The organism is Collinsella sp. AM17-1, from assembly GCF_003470665.1.
In the GTDB taxonomy this organism is placed as follows: Bacteria; Actinomycetota; Coriobacteriia; order Coriobacteriales; family Coriobacteriaceae; genus Collinsella.
Genome location: NZ_QRJZ01000016.1, coordinates 1 through 18,444, shown reverse-complemented (window position 1 = coordinate 18,444; position 18,444 = coordinate 1). Strand labels below are relative to the sequence as shown.

Annotated in this window: 14 protein-coding genes, 1 other RNA gene and 1 riboswitch; of the genes, 9 read left to right on the top strand and 6 right to left on the bottom strand. The window is 59.8% G+C overall.

The window, feature by feature from the left end; genetic code table 11:
* Nucleotides 1–38 precede the first annotated feature (38 nt).
* A complete protein-coding gene (gene thiC / locus DW195_RS07660) occupies nt 39–1,373 on the bottom strand; it encodes a phosphomethylpyrimidine synthase ThiC (protein WP_118206373.1) in 1,335 nt (444 codons plus the stop codon).
* A riboswitch (TPP riboswitch) is annotated at nt 1,366–1,481 on the bottom strand. It overlaps the preceding gene by 8 nt.
* A gap of 63 nt (nt 1,482–1,544) precedes the next feature.
* Between thiC and DW195_RS07655 the strand changes: the two genes are divergently transcribed.
* Nucleotides 1,545–2,066: a hypothetical protein gene (locus DW195_RS07655; RefSeq protein WP_118206372.1), complete on the top strand. Its 522-nt coding sequence runs from the start codon at nt 1,545–1,547 to the stop codon at nt 2,064–2,066.
* Nucleotides 2,067–2,202: 136 nt separating this feature from the next.
* On the opposite strand, the gene DW195_RS07650 is transcribed toward DW195_RS07655, so the two are convergent.
* Together DW195_RS07650 and DW195_RS07645 are read right to left on the bottom strand one after the other, a co-directional pair.
* Nucleotides 2,203–3,012, bottom strand: coding sequence for a YaaA family protein (locus DW195_RS07650; RefSeq protein WP_118206371.1), 810 nt, complete (start codon nt 3,010–3,012; stop codon nt 2,203–2,205).
* 105 nt (nt 3,013–3,117) lie between these two features.
* Complete coding sequence (locus DW195_RS07645) at nt 3,118–4,515, bottom strand: aminopeptidase (protein WP_118206370.1); 1,398 nt, start codon at nt 4,513–4,515, stop codon at nt 3,118–3,120.
* Nucleotides 4,516–4,681: 166 nt separating this feature from the next.
* On the opposite strand from DW195_RS07645, the gene polA reads away from it, so the two are divergent.
* Nucleotides 4,682–7,432 (top strand): DNA polymerase I, encoded by a 2,751-nt coding sequence (gene polA / locus DW195_RS07640; RefSeq protein WP_118206369.1) that lies wholly within the window; start codon nt 4,682–4,684, stop codon nt 7,430–7,432.
* A 343-nt stretch (nt 7,433–7,775) separates the two neighbouring features.
* Here polA and DW195_RS07635 read toward each other — a convergent pair whose 3' ends face one another.
* Nucleotides 7,776–8,603 carry a Cof-type HAD-IIB family hydrolase gene (locus DW195_RS07635; RefSeq protein ID WP_118206368.1) on the bottom strand — a complete coding sequence of 276 codons (828 nt, stop codon included), beginning with the start codon at nt 8,601–8,603 and terminating at the stop codon, nt 7,776–7,778.
* A gap of 553 nt (nt 8,604–9,156) precedes the next feature.
* Between DW195_RS07635 and DW195_RS07630 the strand changes: the two genes are divergently transcribed.
* The 4 genes from DW195_RS07630 to ndk all read left to right on the top strand — a co-directional run bounded on the left by DW195_RS07630 (nt 9,157) and on the right by ndk (nt 13,118).
* Complete coding sequence (locus tag DW195_RS07630; protein ID WP_118206367.1) at nt 9,157–10,383, top strand: argininosuccinate synthase; 1,227 nt, start codon at nt 9,157–9,159, stop codon at nt 10,381–10,383.
* 233 nt (nt 10,384–10,616) lie between these two features.
* The gene (locus DW195_RS10430; protein WP_158567923.1) at nt 10,617–10,787 is read left to right on the top strand and encodes a hypothetical protein; all 171 of its coding nucleotides are present in this window, start codon (nt 10,617–10,619) and stop codon (nt 10,785–10,787) included.
* A 118-nt stretch (nt 10,788–10,905) separates the two neighbouring features.
* Nucleotides 10,906–12,336 (top strand): argininosuccinate lyase, encoded by a 1,431-nt coding sequence (argH, locus tag DW195_RS07625; RefSeq protein ID WP_117655127.1) that lies wholly within the window; start codon nt 10,906–10,908, stop codon nt 12,334–12,336.
* A 377-nt stretch (nt 12,337–12,713) separates the two neighbouring features.
* A complete protein-coding gene (gene ndk / locus DW195_RS07620; protein ID WP_055251725.1) occupies nt 12,714–13,118 on the top strand; it encodes a nucleoside-diphosphate kinase in 405 nt (134 codons plus the stop codon).
* 180 nt (nt 13,119–13,298) lie between these two features.
* On the opposite strand, the gene rpiB is transcribed toward ndk, so the two are convergent.
* On the bottom strand, nt 13,299–13,766 hold the full coding sequence (gene rpiB / locus DW195_RS07615) for a ribose 5-phosphate isomerase B (RefSeq protein WP_035138007.1): 468 nt from the start codon (nt 13,764–13,766) through the stop codon (nt 13,299–13,301).
* Nucleotides 13,767–14,035: 269 nt separating this feature from the next.
* Between rpiB and DW195_RS07610 the strand changes: the two genes are divergently transcribed.
* Complete coding sequence (locus DW195_RS07610; RefSeq protein WP_118206366.1) at nt 14,036–15,355, top strand: serine dehydratase subunit alpha family protein; 1,320 nt, start codon at nt 14,036–14,038, stop codon at nt 15,353–15,355.
* Here DW195_RS07610 and DW195_RS07605 read toward each other — a convergent pair.
* Complete coding sequence (locus tag DW195_RS07605; RefSeq protein ID WP_118206365.1) at nt 15,352–16,110, bottom strand: HAD family hydrolase; 759 nt, start codon at nt 16,108–16,110, stop codon at nt 15,352–15,354. The two genes, DW195_RS07610 and DW195_RS07605, sit on opposite strands and share 4 nt — an antisense overlap.
* A gap of 315 nt (nt 16,111–16,425) precedes the next feature.
* Here DW195_RS07605 and rpsA point away from each other — a divergent pair, with 315 nt between their 5' ends.
* Both rpsA and rnpB read left to right on the top strand, forming a co-directional pair.
* Nucleotides 16,426–17,592: a 30S ribosomal protein S1 gene (rpsA, locus tag DW195_RS07600; protein ID WP_022095232.1), complete on the top strand. Its 1,167-nt coding sequence runs from the start codon at nt 16,426–16,428 to the stop codon at nt 17,590–17,592.
* A 325-nt stretch (nt 17,593–17,917) separates the two neighbouring features.
* Nucleotides 17,918–18,279: RNase P RNA component class A (gene rnpB, locus DW195_RS07595), an RNA gene on the top strand.
* Nucleotides 18,280–18,444 lie beyond the last annotated feature (165 nt).

The window sequence follows — 18,444 nt, the reverse complement described above, 5'->3', positions numbered from 1 at the left end:
GACGTCGCGGTGTTTCCAAAAGCAATCGTGGCGACGAGTTAGTCCTCCATGCCGAGGTCGATTGCCGTGCCCTCGAACACCTTGTTGACGGTGCGAACGGCGCACATCTTGCCGCACATGGTGCAGGTGCCCTCGGTGGCGGCGGGGGATTCCTCATAGCGCTTCTTGCCGGTGACCGGGTCGAGGGCGCACTTCCACATGGCGTCCCAGTCGAGCTTGCGGCGTGCCTGGCCCATCTTGTCGTCCATGTCACGGGCGTGCGGTACCTTCTTGGCGATGTCGGCGGCGTGTGCGGCAATCTTGGTGGCCATGAGGCCATCGAGCACATCCTGAGCGTTGGGCAGGCACAGGTGCTCGGCCGGCGTCACGTAGCACAAAAAGTCGGCACCCGAGCTCGCGGAGATGGCGCCACCAATGGCGGCGGTGATGTGGTCGTAGCCTACGCCGATATCGGTCACCAGCGGCCCCAGCACATAGAACGGGGCGTTGTGGCACAGGCGCTTCTGCAGCTTCATGTTGGCTGCGATCTCGTCGAGCGCCATGTGACCCGGGCCCTCGACCATAACCTGGACGCCGGCGGCCCAGGCGCGCTTGCACAGCTTGCCCAGCTCGATCATCTCGGCGGTCTCGGTTGCGTCGTTGGAGTCGTAGAGACAACCCGGGCGGCAGGAGTCGCCGAGCGAGATCGTTACGTCGTATTCGTGGCAGATCTCGAGCACCTCGTCGTAGAACTCGTAGAAGGGGTTCTCGTTACCGGTGACCTCCATCCAGCCAAACAGCAGCGAGCCGCCGCGGCTGACGATGTTCATGAGGCGGCCGGTCTCCTTAAAGGTCTTGATGACCGATTTGTTGATGCCGCAGTGGATGGTCATAAAGTCCACGCCGTCCTCGGCATGCGCGCGCACGACCTCGAGCAGATCGTCCTTGGTCAGCTTGACCAGCGGCTTTTCCATGTAGCCGATGGCGTCGTACATGGGGACGGTGCCCACCATGAGCGGCGTCTCGTCGATGAGCTGCTGGCGGAACTGGCGCGTCTTGCCCGAGTTGGAGAGGTCCATGATGGCGTCGGCGCCAAAGTCCTCGGCGATCTTGACTTTCTTCCATTCCTCGGCGGCATCTGCCTTGTCGCCCGAGATGCCCAGGTTCACGTTGACCTTGGTGGACAGGCCCTCGCCGACGCCAAAGGCACGCATGCCCTTTTTGATATGCACGATGTTGGCGGGAATGGCGATGCGGCCGTCGGCCACGCGCTCGCGGATGTACTCGGGGTCGCGATGCTCGCGCTCGGCGACCTCTTTCATCTGCGGTGTGATCTGCCCGGCGCGGGCGAAGTCGATTTGCGTGACGAGCTTGGGCTCGGTCTGTGTGCTCATTGGCACGGCTCCCTTCGTTGGCATTACCCATATCAGGTTTGCGGGTCAGGGCGGGCGCGCCCAGTCTCAGCCTGCCGTCTTGTCCTGCAAGCTCCCCGTTTATGTGGTGGGCTCAAGTATAGCTCGAATGGGTACGATTGACGCGATGAGCATGCCCGTGGGGAGGCGAACATGGAAGACAAGCATCTATATCGAGAGACACAGTGGGACGTGTCGGCCGAGGCGGGCCGTGCCCATCATGGACTGGTCGCAATTGGTTTTGCGATTCTTGTCGTGATGGTGATTGCCTGTTGTATCTGGACGTTTGGTGGTCGCGGCGGCGCTGCATGGGAGTTCGAGGCTGATGATGCCCTGCCGATCATGACGGTGAGGAGTACCGGCGGTAATGCCAATACGCTCGCCATTCCGGGCGATTATTGGTACCCGCGCGATGAGTTTGTGCAGTTGCAGCTGAGTGGTGGGTCCATTCCAGGTGAAGAAATCGAACGCGTGACGTTTGACGCGGCGCTCAAAACGCTGACGGTGAAGCTCAAAGATCAAGGGGGTGGGCCCACGACGATGGACATCGCCCTGACGGAATGGCGTCTTGAGCCTCCGTCGGGTGTTGCGGCGTCCGAGGTGGAGCACGTCAAGATTGTCTATCAGGACGGTTCGACAAACGGGATTGCAAAGGCTGACGGCTTGGCGGAATAGGTGTCGAGCCTAGCCAGCCAATTCATAAAAGTTGCGGTGGAATAGTTCCTGATTGTGCGATAAAAGGCTCAAATAGGAACTATTCCACCGCAAGTTATATAGAGAAGGCTGAGCGGGTCAGTTTTGGGTGGCGGGTCTAGAGCATCTGTTCGTTGATGAACACGAGGGTGCCTGGGTATGAGATCTCGGGGGCGTGGCGATAGCCGATGTTGAACTCGGTGAGACGGCCGGCGTCCTCGAGTCCGTTTGCTGCCATCCAACGCACCATGGAGCCGCGCGCCTTTTTGCTGGCGGTCGAGCGCTGGATGGGCTTGCCGTTGCGGATGCCTTCGCCAAAGAGACATGTGACGACCGCGGCATCGGTGGTGAGGCGGGGCAGAACGGCTTTGGCGTATTCCGCGCTGGCGAGGTTGACGATCGTAGCGTTGGAGCCTGCCGGGGCGATAGCCCGCGCGAGCTTGTCGCTCCAAAACGCGTAGAGGTCTTGGGCATCGTCAACGGCGAGCTTCGCGCCCATCTCCAGCCGATACGGTTCGACGGCATGGAAGGGACGAACGCACCCGTAGAGGCCGGAGAGGATCCACAGATGGTCTTGCAGCCATGTGAGCTGCGCGGAATCCATCACCTCGGGCGCCATGCTCTGGTACTGAATGCCGTGATAGGACATGATGGCAGGGGAGATGCGGCGCGCGATACCGGAATCGGCAAGATTGCCGTTTCCCAAGATGGGCTCGAACTCATGCAAAATGTCGAGACAAAGGGCCAGCAGCTTGTCGCTGACGTTCCACAGAGCTTGTAGGCCGCTGTCGCCTTCGGTTCGTTCGATGTCCAAGAGCGCATGGTGCAGCTGGGCGGTCTCGCGCGCAAAGGGCGGAATCCCCTGAACTTCAAAAGCATCTTGTGCCGCGTGCATTTGCTTGGCGGGCGAAATGATGACCTGCAGCATGGACTCTCCTCTGCCAAAAAAGAAATTGCGGTGGAATACGGTCTGTTTGGGCTATTGAAAGACCAAATCAATCCGTATTCCACCGCAAGTTATGGGTGGGGTGGATTAGGCGCGCTCGATGAAGGCCTTGTAGCCGCGATAGGCCTCGTAGATATCGGCCTTGTTAGCGACCTCCCACAGGGCGTGCATGGACAGGACGGCAACACCGGAGTCGATGACGTTCATGCCGTACTTGGCCATGATGTAGGCGATGGTGCCGCCGCCGCCCGCGTTGACGCGACCGAGCTCGCAGGTCTGGAAGTCCACGCCGGCCTCGTCCATGATGTCGCGGACGAGGGCCACGTACTCGGCGTCGGCGTCGTTTGAACCGCCCTTGCCGCGGCTGCCCGTGTACTTGTTAAAGCACAGGCCGCGACCCATGTAGGCTGCGTTCTTGGTTTCGAACTTGCCGGCGTAGCCCGGGTCGAAGCCGGCGGACACGTCAGAGGAGAGCATGCGGCTGTGGGCGAGTGCACGGCGCAGGGCCAGCGGGCTATCCTCGCCGGCGAGCGTCATGATCTCGGCGACGGTGTTCTCGAAGAAGCGGCTCGTCATGCCGGTGGCACCCACGGAACCGATTTCCTCCTTGTCGACGATGAGTGTGATGCTCGTGCGCTCCACGTTGGTGACGTTGATCTGGGCGAGCATGGACGGATAGGCGCAGACACGGTCGTCGTGGCCATAGCCCAAAATCATGGAGCGGTCGAGGCCCATGTCGCGGGCCGGGCCAGCGGGCACGACCTCGATCTCGGCGGAGAGGAAGTCCTCCTCCTCGACGTCGTACTGCTCCTCAAGGATGTCCAAGAACATCTGCTTGACGGGCTCCTTGGGGGCGTCCTTGTCGTCCTCGTCAAACTTGACAGGGCGGCCGCCCACGATCACGTCGAGGATCTCGGCGTCGACGGCGTCCTTGGCGGGCTTGGCCATCTGCTCGCTCGAGAGGTGGATCAGCAGGTCGGAGATGGTAAAGACCGGATCGTCGGCCTTGTCGCCGATGTTGATGTCGACGGTGGTGCCGTCCTTTTTGCAGATGACGCCCACGAGTGCAAGCGGGGAGGCCACCCAGTGGTAGCTCTTGACGCCGCCGTAGTAGTGCGTGTCGAGGTAGGCCATGTCGCCGGCCTCGAAGGCGGGGTTTTGCTTGAGGTCCAGGCGCGGCGAGTCCACGTGGGCGCCCAGGATGTTAAAGCCCTGCTCGAGCGGGGCGGTGCCCAGGTTGACGAGCATGAGGTCCTTGCCGTGATTGGCGGCATACACCTTGTCGCCGGCCTTGAGCGCGCGGCCCTCGGCGATCACGGTCTCCAGATTGACGTAGCCCGCCTCCTCGGCCATCTTGATACCGGTCTTGACGCACAGGCGCTCGGTCTTGTTCTCGCTCAAAAACTGCTTATAGCCGCGGCAAAGATCCTCGAGCTCCTCGATTTGCTGTGGCGTGTACTTTTTCCATGCGCAGGGACGCTCCATGACGCAGGCTCCTTTCGGGTCGATCGTGCTGGTTGATGTACCGTGAGCCATCGTATCACGCGCGGGCCCGCGGCGGCGGGGAAGCCTGATGTGCGGTGGCCGCGGGGCGGGGAGCGTGTAAACTGGTGTGAGCAAACCGTGCCCAGCCCAAAGCGAGGTATTCAATATGTCTGACAAGCGCCGTACCTTTGCCGTCATCGACGGCAACTCGCTCATGCACCGTGCCTTTCACGCCGTGCCCCCGACCATGAACGCGCCGGACGGTCGCCCCACCAACGCGATCTTCGGCTTCCTGAACATGTTTCTTAAGATGATCGATGCCTTTAACCCCGACGGCGTGGTCGTGGCGTTTGACAAGGGCAAGCCGCGCGTGCGCATGGAGATGCTGCCGCAGTATAAGGCACAGCGTCCGCCCATGGACCCCGATCTGCACGCACAGTTTCCAATGATCAAGGAGCTGCTCACCGCGCTCAACGTGCCGATTCTGCAGTCTGAGGGCTGGGAAGGTGACGATATCCTGGGAACCATGGCGCGCCTGGGTGAGGAGGCCGGCTGCGACATGCTGCTGGTGACCGGCGACCGTGACATGTATCAGCTCGTGACCGAGCACGTCAACGTGGTCTCGACTCGCAAAGGCCTGTCCGACGTGGCGATCATGACGCCCGAGAGCGTAGACGACCTGTATCACGGCATTACGCCGGCGCTCGTGCCCGATTTTTACGGTCTGAAGGGCGACACGTCGGACAACATTCCCGGCGTGCCGGGCATCGGCCCTAAAAAGGCGAGCGCGCTCATCGCACAGTACGGCAGCTTGGACGAAGTCATCGCACATGCCGACGAGGTCAAGGGCAAGATGGGCGAGAACCTGCGTGCACACATCGACGACGCACTACTGAGCCGCAAGGTCGCAACCATTCGCACCGATGCGCCCGTCGAGCTCGACTTTGAGGCGACGTCCTTCCCGGCGTTTTCCGCCGATGAGGTTTCCGCGGCGCTGGGTACGCTTGGTATCACCGCCATGCAGAACCGTTTCTTGGCGCTGATCGGCGGCGAGGGCGGGGCTGCTGCTGCCTCTAGTGTGTTTGAGATACCTGCTATGGTTCGCGCGGCCGCCGGCGATGCCGACGCGCTTGGTGCCGTTGCGGCTGAGGTCTCCCGCGCGATTGATGCCGGCGAGTGGGTCGCCGCCGTGGTGGACGACGACAAGGAAGAGGGCGCGCTCTTTGGACTGACGCGCACGCTGTGGTTGGCGACGTCCAAGGGCCTGTTCGCGCTCGAGGAGGGCGACGGCGCCTCCACTGCCGTAGTCGATGGTTTCAACTTCGCTCACGGTGTGATCGCCGGCGTGCTTGCGCGCCTGTTTATGGAGGGCCGCGTGGCGAGCCCGGATACGAAGGCGCTGCTGCACGAGCTTTCGCCCATCGATTCTTCTGAGCCCGAGCTCATGGATCCGCTAGCAGTCGATTCCACGTGCATCTTCGACACCGTGGTCGCCGCTTACCTGTTGGATTCCGACCGCTCCGAGTTTGACGAGGCATATCTGGCCGATACGTATCTGCAGATGGCGCTGCCTGCGGCGCGCGGTGCAGAGGGTGCCGGTGAGGACGCTCCGGCGCCCGCCGCTCGCACGGCGGCCTTGACGCTGGCGCTGGTCGCACCGCTGCGCGATCGCATGGCCCTTGAGAACGCCGCCAACGTGTTCGACGGCATCGAGATGCCGCTTGTGCCGGTGCTTGCCAAGATGGAGCGCGCGGGCATGCTCGTGGACCCCGACCGCCTGCATAGTCTGTCCGAGGGTCTGGCGACCCAGATTGCCGAGGTCGAGCGGAGCATTCGCGATCTGGCCGGCGACGAGACCTTTAACATCGGCAGTCCCATGCAGCTCTCGCATGTGCTGTTTGACGTTATGGGGCTTCCGACCAAGGGCCTCAAGAAGACCAAGCGCGGCTACTATTCGACCAACGCCAAGGTGCTGAGCGACCTTGCCCGTGACCACGAAATCGTGCGTCTGATCTTGGACTGGCGTGAGAAGTCCAAGATCAAGTCCACCTATCTGGACACGCTGGGCCCGTTGCGTCGTGGTGACGGTCGCGTGCACACCACGTACAACCAGACCATCACGGCGACGGGTCGTCTGTCCTCGAGTGACCCGAACCTTCAGAACATCCCGACGCGCTCGGAGCTGGGCCGTACTGTCAAGACGGCGTTTTCGGCAGGCGAGGGAAGCGTCTTTTTGGCGGTGGACTACTCGCAGATCGAGCTGCGTCTGCTGGCGCATCTCTCGGGCGATGAGCACCTGGTGCGCGCCTTCAACGAGGGCGAGGACTTCCACGCCGAGACGGCCGCGCGCGTGTTTGGCGTGCCGGTGTCCGAGGTGACACCCGACCTGCGCAGCCGCGCCAAGGCCGTGAACTTTGGCATCGTGTACGGTCAGCAGGCCTACGGTCTGTCGCAGTCGTTGCACATCTCGATGGCCGAGGCGCGCGACATGATCGACCGCTACTACGAGGCCTATCCGGGCGTGCGCACGTTCCTCGACAACGTGGTGGCACGTGCCAAGCAGACGGGCTACGCCGAGACCATGTACGGGCGCCGCCGCCATATTCCGGAGCTCAAGGCCAAAAATCCGCAACTCCGAGGCTTTGGCGAGCGCACGGCTATGAACCATCCCATGCAGGGTACCGCGGCGGACATCATCAAGATTGCCATGGCCCGCGTAAGCCGCCGCCTGGAAGAAGAGGGCTTTGCCGCCCACATGATCCTGCAGGTACACGACGAACTGGACTTTGAGTGCCCCATCGACGAAGTCGAGCGCCTCACCGCCATGGTCCGCGACGTCATGGAACACGTAGTAGACCTCCGCGTACCGTTGATCGCCGAAGCCAGCACCGGCATAACCTGGGCCGACGCGAAATAGGAAAGCACTCGGTAAGGCAGGCTCGCCCAAGACGCAAGCCCCCACATACTTAAGATTTGGGACAAACACTACTGATTAATTTGTCCCACAGTAACCAAAACAGAGGGGAGCCCCTCCCAACAAGGAGCTCCCCTCTGCTCAAATCATTTCAGCTAAGTATCTAGACACTCAAGACGCCATCTTGGCGGCAGGAAAGTAAACCTAGGGCCTGGCCGGGCGGCACGGGTTAACTTTTCGTAGATTCCGCACGCAAAGAAAGCCACTTAATGTGGCTTTCGTCTTGCGCAGGACCTGACCGAGCGAAAAGTTATCCCGTGCCGCCCGGCCAGGCCCGATGGGACGGCTACCGAGCCGCCAGGATGGCGTCGATGAGCGTCAGTACGCCCCCGTCGTTGTTGCTCGGAATGCGCCATTTGGCGTGCGCGTTCATATGCTCCTCGGCATTGTCCACGATAAAGCTGTGACCGACGCGCTCAAGCATGGGGATATCGTTGTAGGTATCGCCCACGGCGGCGGCATCGGCGATATCGATGCCGAGCTGCTCGCACAGGTGCGCGACGCCCGAACCCTTGTCGACGCCCAGGTTCATAAAGTCGATCCACTCGCGGCCGGCATTGGTGACGTAGAGCTTGTCCGAGAACTCGGGGCTGTAGTCCTCGCGAAACGCTGGCTCGGCATCGTAGGCGGGGAAGAAGATCGAAATCTTGTTGGACTCGATATCAAGGCCCTCAAAGCTATCGACGTAGTTGATCGTGTTGTAGTACACGCTGATCTCGTCGTGGTACTGATGGTCGCGGGCGAGCACATAGAACTCGTCGTAGCAGCACAAGACGGGAACGGCACGCGGGTCCTCCGAGGCACGGGCGAGCACCTGCTGATACAGCGCCACATCGATGTTGCTCTTATAGATATAGCTGCCGCGATAGATGACGCAGGCTCCGTTGTCGGGACAAAAAGCAAGGCGGTTCTTAATGCTCTCGAACATTTCCTCGAGTTTGGGGGCGGGGCGTCCGCTGGCGGGGCAGAATACAATGCCTGCGTCGGCGAGCTTGTCCAGGCGCTCATCAAGACCCTGCGGCAACACGCGCTTGTCGGTGAGCAGCGTCTTGTCCATGTCGACGGCGAGAATCTTAATGCTTCCGATATTGGTGTCCGATTCGTAAGTTTGCATAAAAGCGCGCCTTTCGTTTCGAAATTGTTTCAGACGTTATAACCATCAACCAGTAACTGAGCGTATTGTCGCAGGAACGGAGCGTATTTGCACCACGCTTCATAAAGTAATGAAAAAACTTTTCAGAAATTTGAATTTGTCGCTTGTGCTGCGGGCACTTTAGCGTAATATAGCGACCATCGAAAACGGAGACGGAAATACAACCGCTTACCGAGGAAAAGGTACCGTTTGCGATATTTGAATTGCGCCCGGCGATAGGTGAAAGGAGAGGCAGATGCAGTTCGTAAAGATCATCACCACTGCAGACAATGCCATCCGACGCCAGCGCGCAATTTCCCGACGACGATAACAATCGTCTCTGTTCGTATGGGGTGTAATGCCCCAACAGAGTCATTTTGAGGTCGTTGGGTTTTAGCACGATATAAACGCATGTTTCTAGAGCATGCTGTGCTGTTTTTTACTATTTAACCTGATATTGCACGGTATTTGACCTTGAAATGACTTGCAACTGACCGATGCTCTAATTAGCTACCAAGGGCGAAAGGAAACAGCCATGAGCAAGGAAAAAGTCGTTCTCGCATATTCCGGTGGCCTTGATACATCTGTATGTGTCAAGTGGCTCCAGGACGAGAAGAATCTCGATGTCGTTTGTGTCTGCGGCAACGTGGGCCAGGAGGAGACCGGCCTGGATGCCAAGAAGCAGAAGGCGCTCGACTTGGGCGTTCTCGATTGCCAGGTGCTCGACCTGCGCGATGAGTTTTCCGATGAGTTCCTAATCAAGGCCATCGCCGCCAACTCCATGTACGAGAACAAGTACCCGCTGCTCTCCGCCCTGTCTCGTCCGCTGCTCGCCAAGAAGCTTGTTGAGGTCGCTCACGAGTTTGGCGCGACCTACGTCGCCCACGGCTGCACCGGCAAGGGTAACGACCAGGTTCGTTTTGAGGCTGCCGTCAAGGCCCTCGACCCCGAGCTTAAGGTTATCGCCCCGGTTCGCGAGTGGGATCTGAAGTGCCGTCCCGACGAGGTCGCCTATGCTCACGCCCACAACGTGCCGGTTCCCGAGGGTGCCAATGACAACCCCTATTCCATCGACGATAACCTGTGGGGTCGTGCCATTGAGTGCGGCCATCTGGAGGATCCCTGGAACGAGCCGCTTGACGACGCCTGGGTTATGACCAAGAACCCCGAGGACACGCCGGACACCCCGACCTATACCGAGATTGAGTTTGAGGCCGGCAAGCCCGTCGCCGTCGACGGCAAGAAGATGAAGCTCTCCGAGATCGTCATCGCCCTCAACAAGATCTCTGGTGACAACGGCTTTGGCCGTCTCGATCTGGTCGAGGATCGTCTGGTGGGCCTCAAGAGCCGCGAGTGCTACGAGGTTCCTGGCGCCCTGACGCTCATCACCGCCCACAAGGCGCTCGAGGATATTTGCGTTGAGGGCGACCTGCTCAAGACCAAGATCAAACTCGAGCAGGATTGGGCCACCGCCGTATACAACGGCCAGTGGTACAGCCCGCTCAAAAACGCGCTCGACGCCTTTATGGCCGACACCCAGAAGTTCGTGACCGGTACCGTTCGCCTGAAGTTCTTCAAGGGCAACTGCCATGTCGTCGGCCGCAAGAGCCCCTTCAACCTCTATGACTACGGTCTGGCCACCTACGACCGTGACACCACGTTTGACGAGAAGGCCAGCGCCGGCTTTATCGAGATTGACACGCTGTCGCTCAAGACGTGGGCTAAGGTCCAGGGTCCCAGCTCTGCTGCAGCCCAGGCCTAAGGCTTCTCTTCCTTGGTATCCGCGCGGCCCATCCGCGTGATACGTAACGGGCGCACGGGGTCCCTACCTTTCGTTATGCTTGCTGACACTTCTTAACATCGGTGGCCCCTACGTTCCGCCCGCATATATGATGCCGCGTCTACGGCTGAGTCCGAGCCCCGCCGGGGTTGTCCGGCGGGGCTCCTTCTATCAATTTGGCGGCTCTGTGCCTATATATATGAGGAGTATCCATTATGTTCAACGCTATCGCGCATGCCTTGCTTGCCCTCGCGCCCGAGTTCGATGCTGCAAAGGTCGAGGATGTTCCTATGAGCCTGAAGGCCTGGATCGATGGTTCGCAAGGCAACATCCGGAGGGAGAAGTTGGGCACCAAGTGCCTCGTGCGTCACTTCTTTGCATATTAGCTACATGGCCCTGTGCACGGTGGGGAATGTGTAAAACTAGCGGTTGAAAAATCGCTTTAGCGACATGGCTCATTGCTTTGGGCGCTTGTTTTGGTATTTGGAGAAAGGGGACGGTTCCATGGCTCTTTGGGGCGGTCGTTTTGAGGCGGGAGTGGCCGAGGTCACGCAGGAGTTTGGCGCGTCGCTGCCTGTCGACAAACATCTCTATAAGCAGGATATCGCCGGTTCTAAGGCGCATGCCAAGATGCTGGCGGCCCAGGGCATCATCAGTGCCGAGGACGAGCAGGCGATTGCCGAGGGCCTGACCGGAATCGAACAGGATATCGATGCCGGCAACTTCACCTTCGATATCAACGATGAGGACATTCATATGTCCATCGAGAGCGAGCTGACGCGCCGCATCGGCGAGGCCGGTAAGCGCTTGCATACCGGGCGTTCGCGCAACGACCAGGTGGCGACCGATACGCGTCTGGGCGTCAAGGCGCTGGCCAAGGAACTCATGGAGGCCAATCTTGAGCTGCGCCATGTGCTGGTGGATGCGGCCAAGAAGTACGACAAGGTGATTCTGCCGGGCTACACGCACATGCAGCATGCTCAGCCCGTGCTGCTGTCGCATCATCTGCTGGCGTATTCCTGGATGTTCGCGCGCGACTTTACACGCCTGAAGGCCGCCTTTGATGCCGCTGACAACTGCCCGCTGGGTGCCGCCGCGCTTGCCGGTACGAGCTATCCGCTCGATCGTCAGATGACGGCTGCCGAGCTTGGCTTTGCGGGTGTGATTCCCAACTCGCTCGACGCTGTTTCCGACCGTGATTTCCTGCTCGATCTGCATTACGCCGGCTCCGTCATGGCCATGCACCTGTCGCGTCTTTCCGAGGAGATCGTGCTGTGGTCGAGCTCCGAATTCGGCTTTATCACGCTTTCCGACTCGTATTCCACCGGCTCGTCTATCATGCCGCAGAAGAAGAACCCCGACTTTGCTGAGCTTATCCGCGGCAAGAGCGGTCGCGTGTACGGCAACCTGGTGCAGCTGCTCGTGACCATGAAGGGCCTGCCGCTTGCTTATAACAAGGACTTGCAGGAGGACAAGGAGGGTGCGCTCGATACCGCCCATACGCTCATGCAGTGCCTGTCGGTTATGGCCGGCATGATCTCGACCTGGACTGTCAACGAGGACGCCATGGCGCGCGAGTGTGGTGTGGGCCACTTGGCAGCCACTGATGTTGCCGATTACCTGGCAAAGCGCGGCCTGCCGTTCCGCGAGGCACATGCCGTGGTGGGTCATCTTGTCCTGATGTGTGAGAAGCGCGGCTGCAATCTTGAGGACCTGCCGTTTGAGGTGTTTCAGGAGGCAAGTCCGCTCTTCGAGCGCGACATTACCGAGGCACTCGACATCCCGTCGATTGTCGCCGCGCGCACGACCGAGGGTGGTACCGCCCCTGCTGCCGTTGCCGTGCAGTTGGGAAGCGCCGAGGCGCAGCTCGCGGCCGATGAGGGTGTGTTTGGCTCGTTATCCAAGGTCGTCGAGATGGGCCACGGAGCTAATTAGCTTATTGGATGCGTCTGTCTGGTGTGTTCATCATATTTTGCCTTTACGGGTGCCCGCTACGGTGGGCACCCGTTTTGTTATAGAGAAGGAAGGAGCTTGTCGAGAACTTCTGTAGGACATTTGCGCAGGTTGTGAAGGGGGTGCGTTCACGGGCGACAATCGACCGCCCGTTCTGTTCGTTGCAGTTGAAAGTGGGACGGATGGTACTCTAGTCGGGCTTCGAAACAGAAGTGACACATATGGAGCGCTTTAATAAATATTAACGCTTCAATAAACGGCTTTTTGTTTAACTGCAGCTAGAACTCTGTTACGATGCAGTCCAGGCGGGTGCCGGAATGGGACTTGGGCACGCGCGAACCTACTTGAAAGGCTACCTTATGGCTATCGAGAAGACCTTCATCATGATTAAGCCCGACGCCGTGCGCGATCGCAAGATCGGCGAGATCGTTGCTCGCATTGAGCGCAGCGGCCTTGTTATCGAGCGTATGGAGATGACCACGCTCGAGCGCGCTACCGTCGAGGAGCACTACGCCCATCTGGCCGACAAGCCCTTCTTTGGCGGTCTCTGCGACTTTATGACGAGCGGTCCGGTCGTCAAGATGGTCGTTTCCGGCCTCTCCGCTGTCTCCAAGATGCGCACCCTTATGGGCGCCACCAACCCGCTTGATGCTGCCCCCGGCACCATTCGAGGCGACTTTGCTGTCGATGTCAACGCCAACGTGATCCACGGCTCCGACTGCCTGGAGAACGCCGAGATCGAGATCAAGCGCTTTTTTGGCTAAACCAGCTTTGACTCCTTAAAGCTGTTAGCGTGTGGCTTGGGCGCCGCGGAACTTCATCCGCGGCGCCCTTTTTATTCCAGTAGACTTTTGGTAAACCCCTACAAATCTACTAAAGAGCCCCCGTCCGGATGTTTCTTCCGGGCGGGGGCTGGCGTTAGCGTCGTATGGCTTTGTGAATCTTTAGGCCTCGTCGACGATCTTAAGGCCGCGCGTGTGGTCGATCTCGTTGAGGAGGTTAACGCGACGCTCGTGACGGCCGCCCTCAAACTCGGCGTCGAGCCACTCGTCGACGATCATCTTGGCGAGCTCGGAGCCCACGACGCGGGCGCCAAAGGCGAGCACGTTGGTGTTGTTGTGCATGCGCGAGAGCTTGGCGCTGAAGGGCTCGGAGCACACGACGGCACGAACGCCCTCGACCTTGTTGGCGGCCAGGCTGATTCCGACGCCGGTGCCGCAGATCAGGATGCCCAGGTCGACGTCGCCGTTGGCAACTGCCTTGCCCACCTTGTAGCCGGCGATGGGGTAATCAAAGCTCTCGGAGGTGTCGGTGCCAAAGTTCACGACCTCGCATCCGCGCTCCTTCAGGTGCTCGGAAATGATGTTCTTGAGCTCGACGGCGGCGTGGTCGTTACCGATACCAATCTTCATGAGTGGTTCCTCTCTGGTCCGTGCGGCGGAATTGCTAAAGGTTTTACCGCGTTCGACTGCATGATAGCGCGACTTTTGCCTAAACACTCGGGCGTTTTTTGGTCAAACGCTTTAGCAGGCAACAAGGCCGGCCTCTCATGAATAATGCCGCCAATTTGTGCTTGAGCGCCGTCCGCCGGAACCGTGGTTGCGGTTTTTGATGCATTGTTATCAAATAAAGGAGCCAACTTTTTTGAGAGTCCAGCCCGTTATGCAAGCAGGAGATACCTATGCCTACCGATTCCATCCGTGATGCCGCATTTTGCGATGTTTTGAACCGCGAGCTTGTCTGTGCACTCGGCTGCACCGAGCCCATTGCCGTTGCCTATGCAGCGGCGCTGGCGAGCCAGACGCTCGGTTGCGAACCCGATCATATGGATGTTGCCTGCTCGGGCAACATTATCAAGAACGTTAAGAGCGTGACCGTGCCCAACTCGGGCGGTATGCACGGTATTGAAGCCGCGGCCGTGCTGGGTGCCGTGGGCGGCGACGCTAAGAGCGCGCTCGAGGTGCTCGAGAGCGTTAACGATGAAGACCGCGCTCGTGTGGCCGAGCTCCTCGCCGACGCCGGCTACTGCGATGTGTCGCTTGTCGAGGGTGTGCCCAACCTCTACATCAAGGTGACTGCGACGGCCGGGGGCCATACCGCGGTCGTCGAGATTACCGATCACCACACTAATGTCACGTGCCATACGCTCGATGGTATTCCGGTATGCGGCAAGTCGGCGGGGGAGTGCGCCGCCTGCGCCGAGCGCGTGGTGGCCGAGCGTGCGGCAGATAACGCCGATACGCCCATGTCCATTGATTCCATCATCGACTTTATCGAGGACGGTGACATTGAGGGCGCCCGCGCTGCCGTTGAGCGTCAGATTGAGCTGAATGGCGCAATCAGTGCCGAGGGCCTGGCGCACGCTTGGGGCGCCGAGGTGGGCCGTACGCTGCTGGGTGCACGTGCCGATGACGTCGCCTGCCGTGCCCGCGCCCGTGCAGCCGCCGGGTCCGACGCCCGCATGAACGGCTGCGCGCTGCCGGTCGCCATTGTGTGCGGCTCGGGCAATCAGGGCATTACCTGCGCGCTGCCCGTTATGGAGTATGCCGAGTATCTGCGCTGCGACCACGATCGCCTGGTGCGCGCCGTGATGCTGTCCGATCTTATCGCTGTGCATATCAAGAGCTATATTGGTGCGCTCTCGGCGTTTTGCGGTGCTATTTGTGCCGCGTGCGGCGCCGGCGCTGCGATTACCTGGCTGTGCGGTGGCACGCGCGAGCAAATCGGTGCGACGGTCTCCAATACGCTCGGCAATGTGGGCGGCATCGTGTGCGATGGCGCCAAGGCGAGCTGCGCCGCCAAGATTTCCGCTGCCGTTGATGCGGCGATTCTGGGTCACGATATGGCCATGCAGGGTCGCGGTTTCCGCGCCGGTGAGGGCCTGATTCAGGATACCGTCGAGGAGACCATCGCCAGCATGGGCTATGTGGGGCGCGTGGGCATGAAGGACACCGACGTCGAGATCCTCAACATCATGATCGGCAAAACCCAAGTGTGCTAGGACAGTTCGTCGGCTACTTGGTGTTCGTAGAAGGCTTCTACTACGGCGTTAAAGTCGCGGGCGAAGCCTTCCATGGTTCCGCGCCAGGTGACTCGGTTGGGCTTGCTCTGGCCTACATAGGCAGTCTGAATGCCGCAGGCGGGGCTAGGGAAGTCGCGTTTGGGATCGTTGCCCACCATAAGGACCTCGTGCGGTTCGAGCCCCATCACCTGAAGTTGCTCTAGATAGTAGGTGGCATCGGGCTTGCAGCGGGTGGCGTTTCCCATGTGCGTCACGAGCTCAAAGGGGGCGTCGGCCAGGTCGCCCCAACCCATGCGGCATTCGATGGCCCCCTGCGGAAAGCTGGGGTTGGTAAAGAGCGCGCAGCGCAGCCCCGCGTCCTGCACGGCCTGAAGTGCGGCGTGTGCGCCCGGCATAGCATGGGCGTTGATGAGTTCGTCATTCTTGTACGGAAGAACTTCGCGGTCGTAGTAGGTAAACGCCTCGTAGATAAGTGGGTCCGAGAGGCAAATGCCGCATCGGCGCTCGACCTCTTCTTGGTAAAACTCAAGATTGGTGCGATTGTCCGTGCTGCTGCGGCGATTGGCGTTGAGGTCGACCAGGATGGTGCCGAGGCGTGCCATCGTGCCACCGCGGCTGCGGCGCCCGATATCCGCGAGCATCGAAGAGACATCCTTAAAATATCGAAGGATGAACGCGTTGAGGTTGATGCTAAGAAGCGTTTCGTCCATATCGAAAACGACTGCTTTGAGCACGCGGGCACCTTTCTCGAAAAATCGTTCCAGAATCGTTGGCTCCGAATACTTTACCCCAAAGCCGTATGCCTAACTGCCTATCGTCAACTTATGGAGACGGTCGTCAACAAGATTGCGAAAAAGTCTCCATACGAGTAAAAAATCGCAGTTCACGCTTGAAATCGAAATGATTTCCCCGTAACCTATACGAACGTGATTGCATAAGCGTCACATTAGTATCTGTCGGCTCCCGAGTGTTCCTAAACGTTGTGTGCTTGTCGCACCCTTCTGTAGGTCCTAGCAATCGGGGCCCCGTAGTTCGAAAGGGGTCCACCTTTGAGTGAGATTCAGAACTCGTCCATTTTCTCTCTTGACGATGTCAACGAGGAGGAGATGAACAACCTCATCGACGGTACGATTACCGACTTTGATGAGGGCGATCTCGTTAACGGCACTGTCGTTAAGATCGAGCATGACGAGGTGCTCGTTGACATCGGATTCAAGTCCGAGGGCGTTATCCCGGTCCGCGAGCTGTCCATCCGCAAGGACGCTAACCCTGCAGACATCGTTGCACTCGGTGATCCCATCGAGGCCCTCGTTCTCCAGAAGGAGGACAAGGACGGTCGTCTGGTCCTGTCCAAGAAGCGTGCCGAGTACGAGCGTGCTTGGAACCGCATCGAGGAGAAGTTCAACTCCGGCGAGAACGTCGAGGGCGAGGTTATCGAGGTTGTCAAGGGCGGCCTGATCCTCGACATCGGCCTGCGTGGCTTCCTGCCCGCTTCCCTCGTCGACCTCCGTCGCGTCAAGGACCTTACCTCCTACATGGGTACCCGCATCGAGGCCCGCGTCATCGAGATGGACCGCAACCGCAACAACGTCGTCCTCTCCCGTCGCGTCGTGCTCGAGGAGTCCCGTAAGGCCGAGCGCTCCGAGATCCTGTCCAAGCTCAAGTCTGGCATGCGTCTCCAGGGCACTGTTTCCTCCATCGTCGACTTCGGCGCCTTCGTCGACCTCGGCGGTATCGACGGCCTCATCCACATCTCCGAGCTCTCCTGGAACCACGTCAACCATCCTTCCGAGGTTGTCAAGGTCGGCCAGGAGGTCGAGGTCGAGGTTCTCGACGTCGATCTCAACCGCGAGCGTATCTCCCTGGGTCTCAAGCAGACCACCGAGGATCCGTGGCGCGCACTGGTCAAGAAGTACCCCGTCGGTGCTATCGTCGAGGGCACTGTGACCAAGCTTGTCCCGTTCGGCGCTTTCGTCGACCTGGGCGAGGGCATCGAGGGCCTGGTGCACATCTCCGAGATGGCCAACAAGCACGTCGATCAGCCTTCTCAGGTCACCCACGTGGGCGACAAGGTTCAGGTCAAGGTCATGGAGATCGACCTCGACCGTCGTCGTATCTCCCTGTCCATGAAGTCCGCTGCTGAGACTCTGGGCGTCGAGATTGAGGTCACCCCGCTGCCTTCCGAGAAGAAGGACGAGGAGACCGACGCCGAGTAAATCGGTTTGACGATCACTTGTTTTAAGGGATCCGTCCGCAATGGACGGGTCCCTTTTTGCATTTGCAGCTGTGGTGCACGATGATGCCGGGCTATCTGTTTGCTATTTGGTTGTCGGTGCATAAAATATGCCGACATCCCGCCTCGGGGAGGAGGCGGGAACGCACCGAGTAGACGGAGGGGTGCGGAGCGCGGTCGCGTCTCGACTGACGACGTTGCCCATCGACGCCCCTATTGTACTGCATAGCGTGGTTCTTGGTTTATCGTGTCGAACGCTTGTGTTGTGCCATTGCCTGCGGCAACGGTGTGCTACACTCTTGCATTGCTGAGTGGGCCAGACGGTCGCGCGATGTGCTGCTTGCAGCACGCGTGAGGAAAGTCCGGGCTCCAGAGGGCGGGATGCCGGCTAACGGCCGGGCGGAGTGATCCGACGGAAAGCGCCGCAGAAAAGAAGACTCCCACCTGCGCCGCAAGGCGTAAAGGGAAAAGCTGAAACGGTGGTGTAAGAGACCACCAGCGTCGTGGCAACACGGCGGCTTGGCAAGCCCCATCCGGAGCAAGCGCGAATAGGAACGCTATGGGCCGGCCCGGTCCGCGTTCGGGTAGCGTGCGTGGAGCTGCACGGTAACGTGCAGACAAGATAAATGACCGTTCACGACAGAACCCGGCTTATAGGCCCACTCAGCTTTCTTGTTGACGCTGCGACGGCGTCAGCTGGCCGATTTGGCGCTCATTCGTCGGTCGCCGCCATAAGGCGTGCTCCCTCCTCTTTCGGGCCAAATCGACTCAGCTGGCGCCGTCTCGCTCATATGACCCAATCCACTGTCAAGGGCCACAATGGCCCCGCCGACCG

What these genes read in the sequence shown, in the direction of transcription:
- thiC (WP_118206373.1), bottom strand. Translation starts at nt 1,373, where the DNA reads ATGAGCACACAGACCGAGCCCAAGCTCGTCACGCAAATCGACTTCGCC.
- DW195_RS07655 (WP_118206372.1), top strand. Translation starts at nt 1,545, where the DNA reads ATGGAAGACAAGCATCTATATCGAGAGACACAGTGGGACGTGTCGGCC.
- DW195_RS07650 (WP_118206371.1), bottom strand. Translation starts at nt 3,012, where the DNA reads ATGCTGCAGGTCATCATTTCGCCCGCCAAGCAAATGCACGCGGCACAA.
- DW195_RS07645 (WP_118206370.1), bottom strand. Translation starts at nt 4,515, where the DNA reads ATGGAGCGTCCCTGCGCATGGAAAAAGTACACGCCACAGCAAATCGAG.
- polA (WP_118206369.1), top strand. Translation starts at nt 4,682, where the DNA reads ATGTCTGACAAGCGCCGTACCTTTGCCGTCATCGACGGCAACTCGCTC.
- DW195_RS07635 (WP_118206368.1), bottom strand. Translation starts at nt 8,603, where the DNA reads ATGCAAACTTACGAATCGGACACCAATATCGGAAGCATTAAGATTCTC.
- DW195_RS07630 (WP_118206367.1), top strand. Translation starts at nt 9,157, where the DNA reads ATGAGCAAGGAAAAAGTCGTTCTCGCATATTCCGGTGGCCTTGATACA.
- DW195_RS10430 (WP_158567923.1), top strand. Translation starts at nt 10,617, where the DNA reads ATGTTCAACGCTATCGCGCATGCCTTGCTTGCCCTCGCGCCCGAGTTC.
- argH (WP_117655127.1), top strand. Translation starts at nt 10,906, where the DNA reads ATGGCTCTTTGGGGCGGTCGTTTTGAGGCGGGAGTGGCCGAGGTCACG.
- ndk (WP_055251725.1), top strand. Translation starts at nt 12,714, where the DNA reads ATGGCTATCGAGAAGACCTTCATCATGATTAAGCCCGACGCCGTGCGC.
- rpiB (WP_035138007.1), bottom strand. Translation starts at nt 13,766, where the DNA reads ATGAAGATTGGTATCGGTAACGACCACGCCGCCGTCGAGCTCAAGAAC.
- DW195_RS07610 (WP_118206366.1), top strand. Translation starts at nt 14,036, where the DNA reads ATGCCTACCGATTCCATCCGTGATGCCGCATTTTGCGATGTTTTGAAC.